The sequence below is a fragment of the Stenotrophomonas sp. 05N37 genome (genome assembly GCF_056397365.1).
The window spans coordinates 454,721-474,319 of the sequence record NZ_JBFTNG010000003.1; the positions used below are offsets into that span (position 1 = coordinate 454,721).

Sequence of the window (19,599 nt, forward strand, 5' to 3'; positions counted from 1 at the left end):
CCGTAGCGACGCGTCGGTTCAGCGCTTGCCGAAGCGGCGGCGCAGGCCCGGCGTGCTCGCCACCCCGATCACCGCCAGGGCCAACAGCAGCTCGGCCCAGGCCCAGCCGGCGGTTTCCGGGTGGCTCCAGGCACTCATCACCCCGTGGCTGAACCAGAACAGCGCCAGCACCCCGGCCCAGAAGGCCGCCTTGCCGCGCCGCAGCCACACGCCCAGGGCAAGCAGCAGCGGCGGCAGCGTGAACACCAGTTGCGTGGCCAGCCAGTGCCTGTCGTGGGCGAACCACAGCGCATACACCGCGGCCAGCGCGATCAGCAGCAGGGCCAGCGCCGCATCCTGGGCGCGACCCTTCATGCCAGCCGCCGCGCGATGTCGGCCACACGCCGGCCCAATGCGCGCGCCAGGATCGCCTCGTCCTCGCTCGGCACCGGGTTGTCGTCGGCACCGGCCACATGGCTGGCGCCGTACGGCGTGCCCCCGGTGGTGGTGTGGCTCAGGGCCGGCTCGGTGAAGGGAATGCCCACGATCAGGCAGCCGTGGTGCAGCAGCGGCACCTGCATCGACAGCAGGGTCGATTCCTGCCCCCCGTGCAGCGATGCGGTGGAGGTGAAGACCGCCGCCGGCTTGCCGGCCAGGGTGCCATTGACCCATTCGGCGCCCAGCCCGTCCAGGAAATGCTTGACCGGCGCGGCCATGTTGCCGAAGCGGGTCGGGCTGCCGAGGATCAGCCCGTCGCATTCGGCAAGATCGCCGATCTCCACGTAGGGGGCGCCGTCCTCGGGCACGGGCGGGCGGGCAGTCTGCGTCACCGCCGCCACCGGCGGCACCGTACGCAAGCGCGCGCTCATGCCCGGCACCTCGCCGATGCCGCGCGCGATCTGGCGGGCCAGCCGGGCCACCGATCCGCCACGGCTGTAGTACAGCACCAGGATTTCCGCCATCGCGCCTTCATCTCATCATCGGGACCAGTGGCCAGTATGGCGATGCGATGCGGTCCCGCACACCCCTCTTCAGGTACCCTTGCGCCGATGGAACCCCTCGACACCGTCAATCTCTGGATGGAGCGCGTGCGCGACCGCGCCCGTGCCGCCAGCTTCGGTCGCTTCCTGTGGCGGCGCTTCCTCGACGACCGCCTGTTCCAGGCGGCCGCCTCGCTGGCCTACACCACCGTGTTCGCGCTGGTGCCGCTGGCCATCGTGGTGTTCGGCGTGCTGTCGGCCTTCCCGGTGTTCGACCGCTGGAGCGACCAGCTCAGCGACTACGTGTTCTCCAACTTCGTGCCCAATGCCGCGCGCGCAGCGGAGGGCTACCTGCGGCAGTTCTCGGCCAGCGCCGGCCAGCTCACCGCCGCCGGTTTCATCGCGCTGGTGGTCTCGCTGCTGATCACCCTCAACAGCGTGGAGCAGACCTTCAACCAGATCTGGCGGGTCAGTTCGGCGCGGCCCACGCTGACCCGCTTCCTGGTCTACTGGACCGTACTGACCCTGGGCGCCATGCTGGCGGCCGCCTCGCTGGCCGTATCGGCGCGGGTGTTCGCGCTGCCGCTGTTCGGTACCAGCGAAGGCCGCTGGCTGGCCAATTTCTCGCTGACCGTGGCGCCGTTCCTGATCGAGTTCGTGTGCATCATGCTGGTCTACCGGGTGGTGCCGCACCACGTGGTGAAGTGGCGCCATGCCATTCCCGGCGCGATCCTGGCCGCGGTCATGCTGGAACTGGTGAAGTGGGGCATGGGCGCTTACCTGGGCAGCTTCCAGTCCTACCAGAAGCTGTACGGCACGGTCGCCTTCGTGCCGATCCTGCTGCTGTGGATCTACCTGTGCTGGGTATCGGTGTTGCTGGGGGCCTCGCTGGCGTCCTCGATCGCCGCCTTCCGCTACCAGCCGGCCGACCTGCGCCTGCCCACCGGCTACGAGATCTACGGCCTGCTGCGCCTGATCGGGCGTTTCCAGCAGGCGCGCCGCGACGGGCGCAGCCTGGACGATGACGAGATCCTGCGGCTGGAGCCGATGCTGACCGACTCGCTGCTGCAGACCATGCTCTGCGACCTCGAAGCGATCCGCGTGGTACGCCGCGACGAACGCGGCGAGTGGCTGCTGGCGCGCGACCTGGACAAGCTCACCCTGGCCGACCTCTACGAAACCACGCAGATGCGCATCCCGATCCGCGAGGCCTACCTGCCGTACCGCGACGACAGCCTCGGCCAAGCCTCGGTGCTGGCGCTGGACGCCCTGCGGCTACCGCTGCGCGAACTGCTCAAGCGTCGCGTCAGCGACATCTACACCCTTCCCGGAGACACACCATGACCGCCAAGCCGCTGCTGCTGGCCGTGGGCCTGCTGGCCCTGGCCGCCTGCAACAAGCCCGCCACTCCTCCCCAGGCGGCTGCGCCGGCACCTGCCGCGGCCCCGGCAGTCGTCGCCGCGCCCCAGGCCCCGGCGGCGGCTGACGCCGCACCGACCGACCGCAAGACCGTCGAACGCCCGACCCTGACGCTGCCGGCGCTGGATGGCAGCACCTACGACCTGGCCGCGCATCGCGGCAAGTGGGTGGTGGTCAACTTCTGGGCGACCTGGTGCGCGCCGTGCCGCAAGGAAATGCCGGAACTGTCGGCCCTGCATGCGATGCGCAGCGAGATCGAGGTGGTCGGCCTGGCCTACGAGGACATCGAACCGGCCGAGATGAAGGCCTTCCTCGACAAGCGCCCGGTGACCTATCCGATCGTGATCGTGGACACCTACAACCCGCCGGAGGACTTCGCCATCCCGCGCGGCCTGCCGCTGACCTACCTGATCGCACCGGACGGCAAGGTCGCCAAGGAATTCCTCGGCCCGGTCACCGCGCACGACATCGAAACCCGGATCGCGCAGGGCGGCTGACGCCGCCCCGGGGTCATTCGGCCAGCGGATACGGCTCGATCGGTTTCAACGCATCGAAGTGTTCCTTGTGCAGCTTGCCCTTCAACGGCGGCAGCGCCAACTCCGGTTCGTCCACCCGCGTATCGGGCAGGCGGTCGAGCAGGTTGCGGATCAGTCCCAGCCGACCGCGCTTCTGGTCGTTGAAATCCACCAGCGTCCACGGCGCTTCGTCGCGGTGGGTGGCGCGCAGCATCGCCTCGCGCGCCTCGGTGTAGGCGCTGTACTTGCTGCGTGATTTCAGGTCCACCGGGGACAGCTTCCAGCCCTTGAGCGGGTCGACGTGGCGCTCGGCGAAGCGCTTTTCCTGTTGTGCCTGGTCCACGCTGAGCCAGTACTTGAACAGCAGGATGCCGTCATCGATCAGCAGCTTCTCGAACACCGGGGCCTGCGCCAGGAACGCGTGGTACTCGTTCTCGCTGCAGTACCCCATCACGTGTTCGACGCCGGCGCGGTTGTACCAGCTGCGGTCCATCAGCACGATCTCGCCGGCAGCCGGCAGGTGCGCCACGTAGCGCTGGAAATACCACTGGGTGCTCTCGCGGTCGGTCGGCTTGGGCAGCGCCACCACCCTGCACTGGCGCGGGTTGAGGTGTTCGGCGATGGCCTGGATGGCACCGCCCTTGCCGGCGGTGTCGCGGCCTTCGAACAGCACCAGCACGCGCTGGCCGGTGTGCTGGGCCCAGCGCGCCATGGCGATGAGTTCCAGCTGCATCGGCTCCAGCAGGGCCTGGTACTCCTTGCGTTTGAGCTTGCCCATCGGCGTGCCTCGGTCGTTCACGGGAAAGCCCGAGCCTAGCGCAGCGGTGGGTCAGGGCGTGTGTGCGCCCTGCCAGCCACGTTCGCGCGCCATCGCCTCGACCGCGTCGGTGAGGTCGCTGGCAAAGCCGGCCATGTCGAACAGCCCGCTGTCCACACGGCGCTGGGCCAGTTCCGCGCGCAGTGCCCGTAGCGCCGGCGGGTCGTTGCCGAGTGCGATGGCGGTGGCGACGAACGACGCGTCATCGGCAACGTTCAACCGCGCCAGGCCGAGGTGATGGTTGAGGCTGCCGGCGACGCGCGAGGCAAAGGTCGCCCCCGGGCAGGTCAGCACCGGGCAGCCGGCCCACACCGCATCCGATGCAGTGGTGTGGGCGTTGTAGGGGTGGGTGTCCAGGAACAGGTCGGCATGCTGGTAGCGCGCGAGGTACGCCGGGTGCGGGGCCTTGGGCATGAACACCAGCCGTGCCGGATCCAGCCGGGCCTGGCGCGCCGCACCGCGCAGGCGCGCATCGGCGTTGCCCGGGCCGGACAGCAACCACAGCACGCTGCCGGGCACGCCGTGCAGCACCGCGAACAGGCGCTGCACGCTGCGTGGATTGAGCTTGTAACTGTTGTTGAAGCAGCACAGCACCACGCCGCTGGCCGGCAGCCCGCAGGCCTCGCGCGAGGCCGGCGGTTGCAGCACGCGGGTGGTGTCCGAGGGCTGGAACGCACGCGGCAGCCGGCGCACGGTCTCGCTGAAGCCGGCCTCCAGCGCGGGTGGCAGGACGAACGCGTCCGCCAGCACGTGGTCCATCCATGCCGCGCCGGAGGTGCCGGGATAGGCCAGCCAGTTCACCTGCACCGGCGCCGGGCGCATCGCCAGCACCTGCGGGGTGCCGCCGCCGCCCCAGCCGCGCAGGTCGAACAGCACATCGATGCCGGCGGCGCGGATGCCCTCGGCGATGCGCTGGTGCGGTTGCGCGCTGACGTCATGCCACTGGGTGGCGGCCGCGTGCAGGCGGCTGCGGATGTCGCTGCCATCATCGCCATTGAGGGCGAACAGGTGCAGGTCCAGGGTGCCCAGCGCGCGCAGCTGCTCGAACAACGCCACGGTCAGCAGCCCGGTCGGATGGGCACCGAAGCCGTTGGACAGGAAGCCCACGCGCAGGCGGCCCTGGGGGCGCACCGTGGCGGCGGGCAGCGGCCGCACGCCGACGGCGATGGCGGCCGCGCGTTGCCGCGCGCAGGCCAGCTGTTCGGCCGCGCTGCTGTCTTCGCTGAGGAAGGCGAACGGCTCGACGGCCGCCTGGCCGCGGGCGACGGCCTGCCGCACCTGCGCCGACAGCCGCGCGATATCCCGCCAGTCGCACAGCCGGCGCTGCCAGTTGAGCAGCTGCGCGGTGATGTAGGGCTCGGCCGGCAGCAGCGTGTGCGCGTGGCGATACGCGTCGGCGGCCGCTTCGGGCTGGCCGGCGTCTTCCAGCGCATGGCCCAGCCACAGCGCGATACCCGGATGTTGCGGGGCCAGGTCGGCGGCCTGGCGCAGCGCGGTGGCGGCCTCGGCATGGCGGCCCTGCATCCAGCGCGCGCGGCCCAGCCGGGCCAGCGCTTCGGGGTGCTGCGGGCGCAGTTGCAAGGCGCGCGCGGCCGCCTGCTCGCCGGCCAGCACATCGCCGGCTTCCAGTTCCGCGTCGGCCAGCATCACCCAGGCGATGAAGTCGGCTGGCTGGCGTTGCACCGCCAGTCGCAGCTGCTGCCGATCCGGCTCCATGCTCAGGTGCCTGCCGCCAACTGCGCCAGTTCGTCGGCCTGGTGTTCGTGGATCAGCCGTTCGACCAGAGTGTCCAGCTCGCCGGCGATGATGTTGGGCAGGTCGTACAGGGTGAGGCCCTCCACGCGGTGGTCGGTGATCCGGCCCTGCGGGAAGCTGTAGGTGCGGATGCGCTGGCTGCGGTCGCCACTGCCCACCTGCAGGCGGCGGCTCTCGGCGGTGGCGGCGGCCTGCTTGCCACGCTCGGCATCCAGCAGCTGCGCCTTCAGGCGCTTCATCGCCTTGTCGCGGTTGGCGTGCTGGCTGCGTTCGGTCTGGCATTCCACCACCACCCCCGACGGCACGTGGGTGATGCGGATCGCCGATTCGGTCTTGTTGACGTGCTGGCCACCGGCGCCGGAGGAGCGGAACGTATCCACCTTCAGGTCGGCCGGGTTGATGACGATTTCATCGACCTCGTCGGCCTCGGGGATGATCGCCACGGTGGCCGCCGAGGTATGGATGCGGCCCTGCGACTCGGTGGCGGGCACGCGCTGCACGCGGTGCGTGCCCGACTCGAACTTCAGCTTGGAATAGGCACCACGGCCGACCACCCGGGCCACGATTTCCTTGTAGCCGCCGTGTTCGCCGGGGCTGTCCGACTCGACCTCCACCTTCCAGCCCTGGCGCTCGGCGTAGCGGGCATACATGCGGAACAGGTCGCCGGCGAAGATCGCCGCTTCGTCGCCGCCGGTGCCGGCGCGCACTTCCAGGAACAGGTTGCCGTCGTCGCGCGGATCGCGCGGCACCAGCAGCAGGGCCAGCTCCTGGTCCAGGTGCTGCAATCGCTGCTGGGCGGCGGTGATTTCCTCTTCGGCCAGCTCGCGCAGGTCCGGATCGTTGCGCATGGCTTCGGCGGCGGCCAGGTCGGCCAGCGCACGGGCTTCATCGGCCAGCGCGGTGGCGATCGGCTGCAGCTGCGCGAATTCGCGCGAGAACGCGCGAAAACGGTCGTTGTCGCCGACCACGGCAGGGTCGGCAAGCAGGCGTTCGAGTTCTTCGCGGCGTTCGGCCAGCGCTTCCAGCTTACGGCGCAGGGTCGGCGTCATCAGTCTTCACGGCAGGATGTTGGTAACCCGGCTTGGCCGGGAACAGGCGCTCGGCGGCGCGGGTCAATTCAGTATCGCCGGTCAGCGCGGCCGCGCGCAGCGCGGCGGTAGGCGGGTGCAGCAGCCGGTTGGTCAGGCCGTGCGCGAGCAGCTCCAGCACTTCCTCCGGCGATTTGCCGTGGGCCAGTTGCTGCCGGGCCTTGTCCAGCATTTCCACGCGGGTGGCTTCGCCATAGGCGCGCAGCTGCCGCAACGGGGCCTGGTGCGCGCTGGCCTGCAGCGTTTCCACGAAACGGGCCACCTGCAGCTCGATGATCGCTTCGGCCTCGGCGGCGGCCTCGCGGCGGCTGCGGCGGTTGTCCTCGACCGCGCGCTCCAGGTCGTCCACGGTGTACAGGAAGGCGTCCTGCAGCTCGCCGACGCCCGCCTCGATGTCACGCGGCACGGCCAGGTCGAACAGCAGCATCGGCTTGTGCTTGCGGGTCTTCAGCGCGGCCGCGACATGCGCCCGGGCGATGACCGGCTCGCGTGCCGCGGTGGCGGAGAACACCACGTCGGCCTCGCCCAGGTGGCGCTCCAGCTCGGTCAGCGGCAATGCCACGCCGCCATGGCGGCTGGCCAGGTCCTGCGCATGGGCGAGGGTGCGGTTGGCCACCAGCAGGCGGCGCACCTTGCCTTCGCTCAGGTGCCGGGCGGCCAGCTCGATGGTCTCGCCGGCGCCCACCAGCAGCACCGTGGAGTCTTCCAGGCGGGCGAAGGAGTTCTGCGCCAGGCGCACCGCGGTGGAGGCCACCGACACCGGGTTGGCGCCCACCCGGGTATCGGTGCGGGCGCGCTTGGCCACCGAGAAGGTCTGCTGGAACAGCCGGTCCAGGCGTTGACCGAGCAGGCCGTGGTCGCGCGCGGTCGCCCACGCGTCCTTGACCTGGCCCAGGATCTGCGGCTCGCCCAGCACCATGGAATCCAGCCCGGTGGCCACCCGGAACAGGTGGCGCACCGCGTCGGCGTCGGCGTGCTGGTAGAGGTAGCCGTGCAGCCCGCCGGCATGGGACTCCAACCACTGCGCCAAGGCCTCGCCCGATTCGGCCACCGCGTACAGCTCGGTGCGGTTGCAGGTGGACAGCAGCACCGCCTCGGCTACCTGCGGCGTATCGCGCAACGACGCCAATGCCTGGGGCAGGGCGTCGCCGCCAAAGGAGGCGCGTTCGCGCAGTTCCACTGGCGCGGTCTGGTGATTCAGTCCGAGCACCCACAGGGTCATTGTTCAGTTGCTTGCGATAAGCTGCTGGCCATTCAAGTCGTCATTTTAAGGCCAGAAGCCCCCGATGCCCGCATTGATTCGCATCTCCAGCGTTCTGTTGCTGTCCCTGTCCGCGGCCAGCGCCCTGGCGGCCCCCGCCACGACGCCCGTCGCGCCTGCCCCCGGCAAGGCCAAGGTGGCCGAAACCGCGCCCCTCACCCCGGTGATGGCGGGCGAGTTCGCCCTGCAGGCCGGCAAGCTCGGTGACGCCGCGCGCTGGTACCTGGAGGCAGCCGAGGCCGGCACCGACGATGCCGGGCTGGCCGAGCGCGCCACCCGCATCGCCATGCTGGCCAACGATGACACCCGTGCCGCGCGCGCGCTGGCCCTGTGGGAGAAACGCGCCCCGCGTACGCTGGCCATGCGCAGCGCGGCCGCCGCGCTGGACATGCGCCAGGCCGATGTGAAGGCTGCGCGCGCCGAACTGGGCGTGATGCTCAAGGACCCGGACCCGCGCGGCTGGAAGTTCGCCATCGCCGCGCTGATCGGGGGCGGTCGCGATCCCGCCATCCCGGCGCAGGTGCTGGGCGGGCTGGTGGACGACAACGCCATCCCCGACCAACTCGAGGTCTGGCAGGAGCTGGGCCGGCTGGCCATGCGCATGGACCGGCCCGACCTGGCCAAGCGCATGGTCGATGAAGTCGTCAAACGCTTCCCCAATGAGCCGCGCGTAGCGCTGTTGAATGCCAGCCAGCTGGCCCAGGCCGGCAAGGAAGACGAGGCCCGCGCCCTGCTGGTGGGTGTGGAGCCCAAGAGCCGCCAGGACCCGGAACTGCGCAATGCACTGGCCATCGCCTACGACAGCATGGGCGATGCCCGTTCGGCCGCGCGCGTGCTGGCGGTCGGCCCGCAGGACGTGCAGACCTGGGGCATGCGCGCCTCGCTGCTGGCCAAGCAGAAGGACGATGTCGCGCTGCTGGCCCTGTATACCGAACTGTCCAAACAGGCGGCCAAGCCGGACCCGGCCCAGCGCCTGCTGCTCGGCAAGATCGCCGAATACCTCAAGCGCCCGGCCGAGGCGGTGGACTGGTATCACAGCGTGCCCGGCGGCGAGGAGCTGGATGAGGCGCGCCTGCGCGCGGCCAACGCCCAGTACGATGCCGGTCGCCCGGACAAGGCCTTCGCCGAAGTGCATGCGATCCAGTCCGATGCCAGCGTCGACGACGAAGCGCGCCGCGACGCTTACCTGCTGGAGGCCGAGCTGCGCCAGCGCGGTGATGACCTGCCGGGTGAACTGGACGCGCTCGCACGCGGCCTGGCCGCCTACCCGGATGAGAGCGCCCTGCTGTATGCCCGCGCGCTGGCCTGGGAACGGCGCGACGACGTCCCGCGCGCCGAGGCCGACCTGCGCAAGATCCTGGTGACCGAGCCGGAAAACGTGGCCGCCTTGAATGCGCTGGGCTACACCCTGGCCGACCGCACCCAGCGTTACCAGGAAGCCCTGGAACTGATCGACCGCGCCCGCGTCGCCGAGCCGGACAACGCGGCCATCGTCGACAGCTACGGCTGGGTGCTTTACCGGCTGGGCCGCAATGAAGAAGCGCTGGTACAACTGCGCCGTGCCTGGACCTTGGCCAAGGATGCCGAGATCGCCGCGCATGTCGGCGAAGTCCTGTGGGTGCTGGGACGCAAGGACGAGGCGCGGCGCTTCTTCGACGAGGCACGCAAGCTGGATCCTGACAACCGCGCCCTGCAGCGCGTGATCGAGAAGCACGGCGTATGAAGGTGACCCTGTTCAAGGCCGGCACCGCGCTGGCGATGGCCCTGGCGTTGGCTGGCTGCGTGTCGCTGGACGAGCGCAAGGCACCGGCCGCGCCGGCGGTGGTCAGCACCGTGTCGGCCGCGGCGGAGCGGGCGGAAGCTGCCCGCGTGGCCGCCGTTCGCGCGCAGTCGCAGTGGGCGTTCCAGGGCCGGGTCGCGGTCAACAAGGGCCGCAATGGCGGCAATGGCCGGATCGACTGGCAGCAGCAGGACCGCCAGTACGAGGTCGAGCTGAGCGCACCGGTAACCCGGCAAAGCTGGAAGCTCACCGGCGACAGCCACCACGAGGGCGGGCGCCTGGAAGGCATGGAGGGCGGCACCCGCGAGGGCGAGGACGCCCAGCAGCTCCTGCTCGAGGCCACCGGCTGGGACATCCCGGTCAACCAGTTGCCCGACTGGGTGCGCGGCCTGGTCGCCGGCGACACCGCCGCGGCCGCGCGCATCGAGCGCGACGGCGAGGGCCGCCCGCGCCGGGTCGAGCAGATGGGCTGGCAGGTCCAGTACCTGGACTGGTTCCCGGCCGAGGGCGATCGCCCGGTGCTGCCGCGCCGGATCGAGGCGGTCAACGGGGATGCCAAGGTGCGCCTGGTGGTCGACAGCTGGGTGCTGGGCCGCCCATGAGTGGCACGGACCTGAACGCGGGCTGGTCGACATGGCCGGCCCCGGCCAAGCTGAACCTGTTCCTGCACATCACCGGCCGGCGCGCCGACGGTTACCACCAGCTGCAGACCGTGTTCCGGCTGCTGGACTGGGGCGACCGGATCGGCCTGCGGGTGCGGGAGGATGGCGTCATTCACCGCGACGGACCGTCCGTGGCGGGCGTGGACGCGGCCGACGACCTGGCCGTACGTGCCGCCGTGCTGTTGAAAAATGCCACCAATGTCGCCCAAGGCGCTGACATCCGCGTCGAAAAGGTGATTCCGGCTGGAGGTGGGTTCGGCGGCGGTTCCTCCGACGCCGCGACCGTCCTGGTTGGTCTCAACACGCTGTGGAACGCCGGTCTGGACGTGGATGCGCTGGCGGCATTGGGCCTGCAACTGGGCGCGGACGTGCCGGTGTTCGTACGCGGCCACAATGCCTGGGCCGAAGGCGTGGGCGAGCAGCTCACGGCAATCGCGCTGGCGCCGGCCTGGTTCGTGCTCGCCGATCCGGGCGTGCACGTGCCCACCCCGCGACTTTTTGCAGATCCGGATTTGACGCGAGACGCCCCAGTGGCGAAAATAGCGGACTTCGCTTCCGGGTCTTTGCTCGGGAATGCGTTCGAGCCGGTACTGCGCCGCCGCGAGCCTGCCGTAGAGGCAGTGCTTGCAACGTTGAGCAGGATCGGCCGGGCACGACTCACCGGGTCGGGAAGCGGTTGTTTCGTCGAGTTCGCCACGCGCGCTGCTGCAGAGCAGGGCCTGGCGCGGTTGCCGAAGGAACTGCGGGCATGGGTGGCTGCGGGCGTGGAGCGTTCGCCGTTGCTCGATGTACTCGAGCGTTATTGATTTTGATGCAGGGGCGTCGCCAAGAGGCCCAAGGCACCAGGTTTTGATCCTGGCATTCGGAGGTTCGAATCCTCCCGCCCCTGCCACTAGCGGATGTCAGCCGCGTTCCCATGCGCATGCCTGCGCGGGCACGGCCGATGTCTCGCGGTGTTGTCACCGCAGACACTCCAGGGTGCCGGCGGCCGAGTTCTCCAATCGCTCCCGCCCGAGACCGTCATGATGCAAGATCACCCCAACCTGCTGGTATTTTCCGGCAACGCCAACAAGCGCCTTGCGCAGAGCATCTGCAAGGAACTGGGGGTGCGGCCTGGCAAGGCGTTGGTGTCGCGCTTCTCCGATGGTGAAGTGCAGGTCGAGATCGAAGAAAACGTCCGCAAGCAGGACGTGTTCGTGATCCAGCCGACCTGCGCGCCCAGCGCGGAAAACCTGATGGAGCTGCTGGTGCTGATCGATGCGCTCAAGCGCGCCTCGGTCAACAGCGTCACCGCGGTGGTGCCGTATTTCGGCTACTCGCGCCAGGATCGCCGCATGCGCTCCTCGCGCGTGCCGATCACCGCCAAGGTGGCCGCCAAGATGTTCAGCGCCGTCGGCGCCGACCGGGTACTGACGGTGGACCTGCATGCCGACCAGATCCAGGGCTTCTTCGACATGCCGGTGGACAACGTGTATGCCTCGCCGCTGCTGCTCGCCGATATCTGGCGCGCTTACGGCACCGAGAACCTGATCGTGGTGTCGCCGGACGTGGGTGGCGTGGTGCGTGCGCGTGCGGTGGCCAAGCGCCTGGACGATGCCGACCTGGCGATCATCGACAAGCGCCGGCCGCGCGCCAACGTCTCCACCGTGATGAACATCATCGGTGACGTCGAAGGCAAGACCTGCGTGATGGTCGATGACATCGTCGACACCGCCGGCACCCTGTGTGCGGCTGCCGCAGCGCTGAAGGCGCGCGGCGCCCTCAAGGTGGCCGCGTACTGCACCCACGCCGTGCTCTCGGGCCCGGCGGTGGACAACATCAACAACTCCCAGCTCGACGAGCTGGTGGTGACCGACACCATCCCGCTGCGTGAAGAGGCGCGGGTGTGCAGCAAGATCCGCCAGCTCAGCGTGGCGGAAATGCTGGCCGAGACGATGCGCCGCATCGCCTTCGGCGAGTCGGTCAGCTCGCTGTACGTGGATTGATTTTTTCCGGCCACCGGCAACGGTGACCGGGTCCCGGGTACGTCTGGTCGCGGACGTGCCCTCAATCGCCAAGCCCTCCGGCAAGGCATCAACTGGTAGTAAATACAATGTCCAAGACCCATGAAATCAAGGTCACCGCTCGTGACGTGCAGGGCAAGGGTGCGAGCCGCCGCCTGCGTCACGCCGGCGTGATCCCGGCCGTCGTGTACGGCGGCGAAGCCGCGCCGATCAACATCAACCTGGACCACAACCAGATCTGGCTGGCCCAGCAGAACGAGTGGTTCTACTCGTCCATCCTGGACCTGAACCTGGACGGCCAGGTCACCAAGGTGCTGCTGCGTGACATGCAGCGCCATCCGTTCAAGCAGCTGATCATCCACCTGGATTTCCTGCGCGTGAACGAGAACGAGGCCCTGACCGCCAACGTCCCGCTGCACTTCGTCAACGAAGACACCTCGCCGGCTGGCAAGGCTGCCGACGTCGTGGTCACCCACGAACTGAAGGAAGTGACCGTTTCCTGCCTGCCGAAGGACCTGCCGGAGTCGATCGACGTCGACCTGGGCGAGCTGAAGGCTGGCGACGTGATCTACCTGTCGGACATCAAGCTGCCGAAGGGCGTTGAAATCCCGGCCCTGGCCCAGGGCAAGGACCATGACGACGCGATCGTCACCGCCAAGCACGGCAAGGAAGACGCTGCCGACGAAGCACCGGCTGCCGAGTAAGCGATTGCGGCGCCTGTCCCCCGGGGCAGGCGCCGTTTCTGTATGTGCCGGCACAGGGCCGGTACCGACGAAGAAGAGTGATGACAGGATTGCGATTGATCGTTGGTCTGGGCAACCCCGGACCCGAGCACGCCCAGACCCGGCACAATGCCGGGTTTCGTTTCATTGACGCCCTGGTCGCACAGGCCGGCGCGCGCTGGAGCGTGGACAGCAAGCTGTTCGGTGAGACCGCCAAGGTCGATATCGCCGGGCAGGCGGTGTGGCTGCTCAAGCCCGCCACCTTCATGAATCTCAGTGGCAAGTCGGTCACTGCCGCGCAGCGTTTCTGGAAGATCGAGCCGGAAGAAACCTTGCTGGCGCACGACGAACTGGACCTGCCGCCCGGCGTGGCACGGCTCAAGTTCGACGGCGGCCACGGCGGCCAGAACGGCCTGCGCGACACCATCCGCCTGCTGGGCCATGGCAGGTTCCACCGCCTGCGCATCGGCATCGGCCATCCCGGTCACAAGGACCGCGTGGTGCCGTGGGTGCTGGGCCGCGCGAGCAAGGATGACGATGTGCTGATCGGCCAGGCCATCGACGATGCGATCGACGTGCTGCCACTGGCAGTGGGCGGCGATTACAGTGAGGCGATGAAGCGCCTGCACACCCCGAAATAACCACGGTGTACCGACCCACGGTCGGTACCTACCACCCCCAGAGGCTGTCAAAGATGGGTATCAAATGCGGCATCGTCGGTCTGCCCAACGTCGGCAAATCGACCCTGTTCAACGCGCTGACCAAGGCGGGCATCGCCGCGGCCAACTTCCCGTTCTGCACGATTGAACCGAACGTCGGCATCGTGCCGGTGCCGGATCCGCGCCTGAACGAGCTGGCCGCGATCATCAACCCGCAGAAGGTCATCCCGACCGCGGTGGAGTTCGTCGACATCGCCGGCCTCGTTGCCGGTGCCGCCAGCGGTGAAGGCCTGGGCAACAAGTTCCTGGCCCACATCCGCGAAGTGGATGCGATCACCCACGTGGTGCGCTGCTTCGAGAACGCCGACGTCATCCACGTCAACAACAAGGTCGACCCGATCTCGGATATCGACACCATCGATACCGAGCTGGCCCTGGCCGATCTGGACAGCGTCGAGAAGGCGTTGAACCGCGCCGAACGCGCCGCCAAGGGCGGCGACAAGGAAGCGGCCGCACGCAAGCCGGTGCTGGCCAAGCTGCAGGCCGCCCTGGCCGACGGCAAGGCCGGCCGCAGTGCCGGCCTGGACGAGGAAGAGAAGGCCCTGGTCCGCGACCTGTTCCTGCTCACCCTCAAGCCGGTGATGTACATCGCCAACGTGCTGGAAGACGGCTTCGAGAACAACCCGCACCTGGACGCCGTGCGCGCCCGCGCTGCCACCGAAGGCGCGCAGGTGGTGCCGGTGTCGGCGGCGATCGAGGAAGAGCTGTCCCAGCTCGACGACGAAGACCGCGACACCTTCCTGGCCGACCTCGGCCTGTCCGAGCCGGGCTTGAACCGCGTGATCTACGCCGCGTACCAGCTGCTGGGCCTGCAGACCTACTTCACCGCTGGCGTGAAGGAAGTCCGTGCCTGGACCGTGCGCAAGGGCGCCACCGCCCCGCAGGCCGCCGCGGTGATCCACACCGACTTCGAGAAGGGCTTCATCCGCGCCGAAACCATCGCGTACGACGACTTCATCAAGTACAAGGGCGAAGCCGGTGCCAAGGAAGCCGGGCGCCTGCGCCTGGAAGGCAAGGAATACCGCGTCCAGGAAGGCGACATCCTGCACTTCCGCTTCAACGTCTGATCGCATCGCCTGTTGATGCCCGCAACGCCCCGCCTCGAGCGGGGCGTTTGCGTTTGTGGCGCGCGATCCCCTGCGCTGGATAAAAAATCACCACTGCGGAAAACGCCCGGCAGGTGGGACTCTGCGCCACTTGTCCACAACAAATGCCCATCGCTCTCCACGCCCCATGTGGAAAACCCCGCCCGGTAGTGCCGACCGTTGGCCGGCAACCACGCGATGCTCCGCCGCAGACGAACTGGACAATAATTGACCAGACGTGGAAACCCTTGCCACGTACCGCTTACGCACGGTTGTCCACAACAAACCCCCATCGCTTTGCACGCGTGCTGTGGAAAACCGCATCCACGCCTGGACAAAAAAACGCCACGCCCCGAAAACGTTGGCGTGGCTGGCTTGCACCGACTTGTCCACATCAAACCCCCACGGCTTTCCACGCGCGATGTGGAAAAGCCGGTCGGGGGCGTTCGGCGTTGTGCCGCGCCGACCTTGGGCCGGCACCACCGGTGGCGCCCGCTGCCGGCCACATGGCCGGAAGCGGGCACGTCCTCACCAGCGGTAGGAAACGCCCAGTTGCGCGCTGGTATCGCGGTAACCCTGGCTGCCGGTCTGATGACCCAACTCGCCCCAGCCGCGCCAGCCACCGGCAAGGTTTACCTGCACGCCTGCCTTGGCCTCGTAGATGTCATCGGGCAGGTCGCGGCGGATCGACACGCCGTCCACCGCGATTGCCGACGCAGTGCCGCCGGACCACCAGTTGATCGCGACGAACGGATGCACATTGCCCTGCCGCTGGGTCAGCGCACGGGTATACAGGCGCGCCCCCAGCCGGGTGCTGGTGCCGCCGGCGCGACGGCTTTCCACCCGCGTGCCATTGGCTTCGATGACCTGGTCGGCGTCGTAATGGTTGTGGACGACCTGCAACTGCGGTTCCAGGTACAGGCCCCGATCGACGTTGCGCTGCAGCGGCAGGACGTAGCCCGCTTCCACCGAGCCACTCCAGTTGCGCGAACGATAGCGTTCCTCGGCCAGCCCCTCACCCTGCACCCGGTTGCGGAAGCGGCTGTACTGCACCCAGCTGTCCACATACGCGCCGCGCTGCATGTCGGCATCCTGCAGCCAGGTACCGTACGCGCCGACGCTGCTACCGGTGACCACGCCGCGCGCGGTGTACCCGGTCACCGTCGATACGGCATCACTGCTGGCGCGCCCGTGGCCTCCCATCAGCCCCAGTTGCAGCTGGCCGCCCGCATTGGCGGCAAGGTCGTGGCCAACGCCGACCATCAGGTTGTCGACGCGGCTGTCCACGCGGATCTGCTCGCCGCCGGCGTGGCGGTCCAGGTGGCCGCTGCGTACACGTGCCCACGCCAGCGCGCCGCGCGACCCAGCGGCGTCGACACGGGTACCCGGATCGCCGGCACGGTCGTGCAGGCTGTGCTGGAACATGCGCAGGGCGGCCGACTGGTTGGCCAGATAGATGGCCGGCTCCGGGCGTTCGACCTTGGGGCCCGGATCCACCGGATCAAGCGGATCGACCGGATCGACCGGTGGATCCACCGGCGCCACATATTCCGAGCGCAGGTACCAGTTGCCGTCATCCGGCGTGCGCACCCCGCCCTTGTAGAGGAAGTAGTCGTAGGCACCGGCCACGGCGCGGCCCTGCAGTGCGAACTGCGCGTCGGACTGCCCGGCCACGCTGATCAGGCGGATACCTTCGCTGGTGAGCGCCCCGGCGCCACCGGCATTGTCCACCCGCACGGTCGCGGTGCCGCTGCTGTTGCCCTGGATCACCAGCGCATCGCCCGCCGAGCCGTCATCGCCCAGCTGGCGATTCATCACCCACGTGCCGCCATTGCCGACGTAGTCGCCGGTGATGGTCAGGGTCTTGAAGTCGCCCTGCGTGGGTGCGACGAACGCAATGGTGCCCCCGTGCTGCAGCGTACCCACGGTGGAGTCGCCGCGCAGGTTCCAGCGGCTGCTGTCATCCAGCGACAGCGACGCCACGTGGAAGCCGCTGTCGCCGCGCAATGCGCCGGTCAGCACGCTGGCGTTGGCCAGCGTCATCTCCATGTTGGCGGTGGCGCTGTCCACCACGACATCGCCGGTCAGGCGGCTGTTGTCGGCGTTGAAAAGAATGTCGGAGGTCGCCACCGAGCTGCCATCGGTGAACACGGTATCGCTGACCCGCAACAGCCGGCCATCGTCCACGCTGCCGGCCTGTCGCGCGACCACGTCGGTGTTGACGAGCGTCAGCGCGTGATTGCTGCCCTGCAGCCACAGCGCGGGACCGTCTTCGGTCTGCAGCTGGCTGTTGTTGAAGGTCAGGCGGTCCCAGTGCGGGCCGAACACGGTGATGTAGGAGCGGTAGGCACCGCTGCCTGCGCCCTTGGCATGGATGCTCAGGGTGTCCGCAGTGAGCTGTGCGGTGTTCATCTGCACGATACCGAACGCCGCATTGCCCAGCACGGTGATGTGGCCGCCCTCGAGCTGCGCGTCGGCCGTGCTGCCACCCAGGAACACGCCGCCACCGCCGTTGCCGTAGGTGGTGATGTCCAAGCCCTTGGCGCGGATGCGCGAATACGCCGTGGGCGGATTGCTGCCCGACGCACGCAGGCCGTAGACGCCGTCACCGTGTGTGTCGATGCTGCCGCCGGTCATTGTCGCGGTGCCGCCCCAGACGTCCACGCCATGGCCGTAGCCGTTGGTGCCATAGGTGCTGATCACCGTATCGGTCAGATCGGCCAACGAGGCGGCGCTGGACAACCACAGCCCCGACTGGCCATCGCGCACGGTGAAATGTGCGCCGTTGGCGGTGAGCCTGCCCCAGTCGTTGACGTTGACGCCGTAGCCGCCGGTGGTCTCGAACGTTCCGCCGGTTATCTCGGCCGATGCGTAAATCCCCTTGGTCCGGTTGCCGACCAGGCGGACGCTGCCGCCGTTGGTGGTGGCGCTGCCGCCGTTGATGCGCAGCAGGCCACCTTCGCTGATGTCGAAGTAGCCGTTGACCACGTCCACATCGGTCAGGGACAGCACGCTGCCGGTGCCGCTGGACGACAGGCGGCCGCTGTAACCGTTGTTGCCCGGGGCAAAACCGAGCTGCAGCGATTCCATCGCCAGCAGCGCGCCGCCTTCGGCATACACCGCGCTGTTGCCACCGTTGTTGATCTCGGTGCCGGTGACGTGCAGCTCGCTGCCGCTGCCGGTGGCGTACAGCGCATGCCCGCCGCTGCTGACGCGGCCGCCGGTCAGCCAGACCTTGCCGCCGCTGGTGGCATTGACCGTGCCGTAACCGGAGCCGTTGCGATATGCATCGATGACCAGGTTGTTGGCGCGGATCACGCTGCCCGCGCCGCTGGCATTCAAGGCATAGCCTACGCTGGCGCTACCGTCGCCCAGTTGGATGTGGCCGCCCTCGATCTGCACGCTGCCGCCGGCCAGGGCACCGATTCCGCTGCCATTGCCGGTCACGCGCAGGTCCAGGTCGGTGGCGTGCAGCGTGGCGTCCCGACCCGTTACGGTCACCGCGTAGCTGCTGCCGGTGTGCAGCACGCTGTCGCCGCTGGCCAGGTCGAGCGACTCGCCTGCGTTGACCGTGATCGGCGCGGTGTAGTCCAGCGCGCTGGCAGGCAGGGCCGCCAGCAGTGCCGCGCCGAGCGCGATCCGGGTCGGCAGTCCGGCGCGGACCGCGGGCGTCGTCACGGACACCGTGCCACGCTGCCGTGCAAGTTCGGACACCACCTTGCAGCGTCCATTCACGGGGTCCCGCACCAACCGGTAGATTCTGTTCATCCTGCTTCTTCTCGTCGCAAGGCAGCCGTCCGGCGTGGGCCAGACGGATCTGCAGACCATGTCGATCGCCGTCGGCGACCACCGTCGCGGCGTCAACGGCACAGGCCGGCAACGCCGCATGGCGACAAGGCGCGGGGGAGGGGGCAGATGGCAGCGCCATCGCCGCGACACGCGGGGGCGTGCATCTGGGGCGTCCTTGAAGCCATACCGGCGCGACCACTGCGCTGCCGGTATGCACAGGCTAGGCAGTGGCCGCCACGGGCGACATCAGGCGATCCCTAAAATGGGCGGCGGCCGGCGGCTGGTTGGCCCGGCAGTCAGTGAACGCGGCAGGCGGCCGCGGTGCCCGCCGGCCCCGGGCAGGCCCTGCGCCTGCTCAGTTGAACAGGTCCGAGGACAGGCAGAAGGTGATCAGCTCCTGGTCGGTCTTGACGCCGAGCTTGCGCATCGCGTTGACCTTCTGGGTGCTGACGGTCTTGCCGCTGCGGTTCAGGCGCCTGGCGATGTCGCCCACGCTCTGGCCGTTGGCGAACAGCCGGATCACCTCGAACTCGCGCGGGGACAGCAGCGAGGCCGAAGAGGCGTCGCCGGCCTCGGGCAGGGCCTCCTCGCGGGGCAGGTCCGGCGAGCGGTACACGCGCTGGGCCAGCAACGCGGACAGGGCCACGTTGAGTTCCTTGAGGTCCCCGCTCTTGCGCACCACGCCGCTGGCGCCGGCCCGGTACATCTCGGCGATGATCGACGGATTGGAGACCATGGTCAGAATCAACACCTGCACATCGGGGAAGTTGCGCAGCAGGTAGGAGATCAGCTTGATGCCATCGCCGAGGGCGTCATCGCCGGGCATGTTGTAGTCGGTGATGACGATGTCCGGTGCCAGCGTCTGCATCAACTCGACCAGCGCCGCCGGGCTCTGCGCCTGGCCGACCACCTCCAGGCGCGAGTCGCCGTCGATGACATCGCGGATGCCGGCCAGCACGATCGGGTGGTCATCGGCAATGACGATCTTGGTCTTCATGCGTGTTCTCGGCACCGGCAGGAGCAAA

Annotated in this window: 17 protein-coding genes and 1 tRNA gene; 10 read left to right on the forward strand and 8 right to left on the reverse strand. The window is 68.8% G+C overall.

Features of this window, described 5'->3' with window-relative positions:
- Window positions 1-18: 18 nt before the first annotated feature.
- Both AC1DGC_RS12655 and wrbA read right to left on the reverse strand, forming a co-directional pair.
- A complete protein-coding gene (locus tag AC1DGC_RS12655) occupies window positions 19-354 on the reverse strand; it encodes a DUF2069 domain-containing protein (RefSeq protein ID WP_259209024.1) in 336 nt (111 codons plus the stop codon).
- A complete protein-coding gene (gene wrbA / locus AC1DGC_RS12660) occupies window positions 351-941 on the reverse strand; it encodes an NAD(P)H:quinone oxidoreductase (protein ID WP_259209022.1) in 591 nt (196 codons plus the stop codon). The genes AC1DGC_RS12655 and wrbA overlap by 4 nt, the downstream gene beginning before the upstream one ends.
- An 87-nt stretch (window positions 942-1,028) precedes the next feature.
- On the opposite strand from wrbA, the gene AC1DGC_RS12665 reads away from it, so the two are divergent.
- Both AC1DGC_RS12665 and AC1DGC_RS12670 read left to right on the forward strand, forming a co-directional pair.
- Entirely contained in the window at window positions 1,029-2,303 is a 1,275-nt protein-coding gene (locus tag AC1DGC_RS12665; RefSeq protein WP_259209021.1) for a YihY family inner membrane protein, read from the forward strand.
- Window positions 2,300-2,875, forward strand: coding sequence for a TlpA family protein disulfide reductase (locus tag AC1DGC_RS12670; RefSeq protein WP_259209016.1), 576 nt, complete (start codon window positions 2,300-2,302; stop codon window positions 2,873-2,875). Before AC1DGC_RS12665 ends, AC1DGC_RS12670 begins: the two co-directional genes overlap by 4 nt.
- Window positions 2,876-2,888: 13 nt before the next feature.
- Here AC1DGC_RS12670 and ppk2 read toward each other — a convergent pair whose 3' ends face one another.
- The 4 genes from ppk2 to hemA are packed head-to-tail and all read right to left on the reverse strand — an operon-like array spanning window position 2,889 to window position 7,775.
- Window positions 2,889-3,671: a polyphosphate kinase 2 gene (gene ppk2, locus AC1DGC_RS12675; protein ID WP_259209304.1), complete on the reverse strand. Its 783-nt coding sequence runs from the start codon at window positions 3,669-3,671 to the stop codon at window positions 2,889-2,891.
- Between the two features lie 51 nt (window positions 3,672-3,722).
- Entirely contained in the window at window positions 3,723-5,426 is a 1,704-nt protein-coding gene (locus tag AC1DGC_RS12680; RefSeq protein ID WP_478047988.1) for an O-linked N-acetylglucosamine transferase, SPINDLY family protein, read from the reverse strand.
- A 2-nt stretch (window positions 5,427-5,428) separates the two neighbouring features.
- Window positions 5,429-6,514: a peptide chain release factor 1 gene (gene prfA / locus AC1DGC_RS12685; protein ID WP_259209013.1), complete on the reverse strand. Its 1,086-nt coding sequence runs from the start codon at window positions 6,512-6,514 to the stop codon at window positions 5,429-5,431.
- Window positions 6,492-7,775, reverse strand: a complete 1,284-nt coding sequence (gene hemA / locus AC1DGC_RS12690) for a glutamyl-tRNA reductase (protein WP_259209011.1) — start codon at window positions 7,773-7,775, stop codon at window positions 6,492-6,494. The genes prfA and hemA overlap by 23 nt, the downstream gene beginning before the upstream one ends.
- A 64-nt stretch (window positions 7,776-7,839) precedes the next feature.
- Between hemA and AC1DGC_RS12695 the strand changes: the two genes are divergently transcribed.
- From AC1DGC_RS12695 to ychF, 8 genes are all read left to right on the forward strand, one after another.
- Window positions 7,840-9,537 (forward strand): tetratricopeptide repeat protein, encoded by a 1,698-nt coding sequence (locus AC1DGC_RS12695; RefSeq protein WP_394164640.1) that lies wholly within the window; start codon window positions 7,840-7,842, stop codon window positions 9,535-9,537.
- Window positions 9,534-10,196, forward strand: coding sequence for a lipoprotein insertase outer membrane protein LolB (gene lolB / locus AC1DGC_RS12700; RefSeq protein ID WP_478047989.1), 663 nt, complete (start codon window positions 9,534-9,536; stop codon window positions 10,194-10,196). The genes AC1DGC_RS12695 and lolB overlap by 4 nt, the downstream gene beginning before the upstream one ends.
- Window positions 10,193-11,062 (forward strand): 4-(cytidine 5'-diphospho)-2-C-methyl-D-erythritol kinase, encoded by an 870-nt coding sequence (ispE, locus tag AC1DGC_RS12705; RefSeq protein ID WP_478047990.1) that lies wholly within the window; start codon window positions 10,193-10,195, stop codon window positions 11,060-11,062. Before lolB ends, ispE begins: the two co-directional genes overlap by 4 nt.
- 9 nt (window positions 11,063-11,071) lie before the next feature.
- Window positions 11,072-11,148 (forward strand) — tRNA-Gln (locus AC1DGC_RS12710).
- A gap of 133 nt (window positions 11,149-11,281) precedes the next feature.
- Window positions 11,282-12,241 carry a ribose-phosphate diphosphokinase gene (locus AC1DGC_RS12715; RefSeq protein WP_038692467.1) on the forward strand — a complete coding sequence of 320 codons (960 nt, stop codon included), beginning with the start codon at window positions 11,282-11,284 and terminating at the stop codon, window positions 12,239-12,241.
- Window positions 12,242-12,348: 107 nt separating this feature from the next.
- Window positions 12,349-12,963 (forward strand): 50S ribosomal protein L25/general stress protein Ctc, encoded by a 615-nt coding sequence (locus AC1DGC_RS12720; RefSeq protein WP_259208999.1) that lies wholly within the window; start codon window positions 12,349-12,351, stop codon window positions 12,961-12,963.
- Window positions 12,964-13,043: 80 nt separating this feature from the next.
- Entirely contained in the window at window positions 13,044-13,622 is a 579-nt protein-coding gene (gene pth, locus AC1DGC_RS12725; protein WP_259208997.1) for an aminoacyl-tRNA hydrolase, read from the forward strand.
- A gap of 53 nt (window positions 13,623-13,675) precedes the next feature.
- Window positions 13,676-14,767 (forward strand): redox-regulated ATPase YchF, encoded by a 1,092-nt coding sequence (ychF, locus tag AC1DGC_RS12730; RefSeq protein WP_259208995.1) that lies wholly within the window; start codon window positions 13,676-13,678, stop codon window positions 14,765-14,767.
- 546 nt (window positions 14,768-15,313) lie between these two features.
- On the opposite strand, the gene AC1DGC_RS12735 is transcribed toward ychF, so the two are convergent.
- A complete protein-coding gene (locus tag AC1DGC_RS12735) occupies window positions 15,314-18,499 on the reverse strand; it encodes an autotransporter outer membrane beta-barrel domain-containing protein (protein ID WP_478047991.1) in 3,186 nt (1,061 codons plus the stop codon).
- Window positions 18,500-18,929: 430 nt separating this feature from the next.
- Complete coding sequence (locus AC1DGC_RS12740) at window positions 18,930-19,571, reverse strand: response regulator (RefSeq protein WP_259208992.1); 642 nt, start codon at window positions 19,569-19,571, stop codon at window positions 18,930-18,932.
- Window positions 19,572-19,599 lie beyond the last annotated feature (28 nt).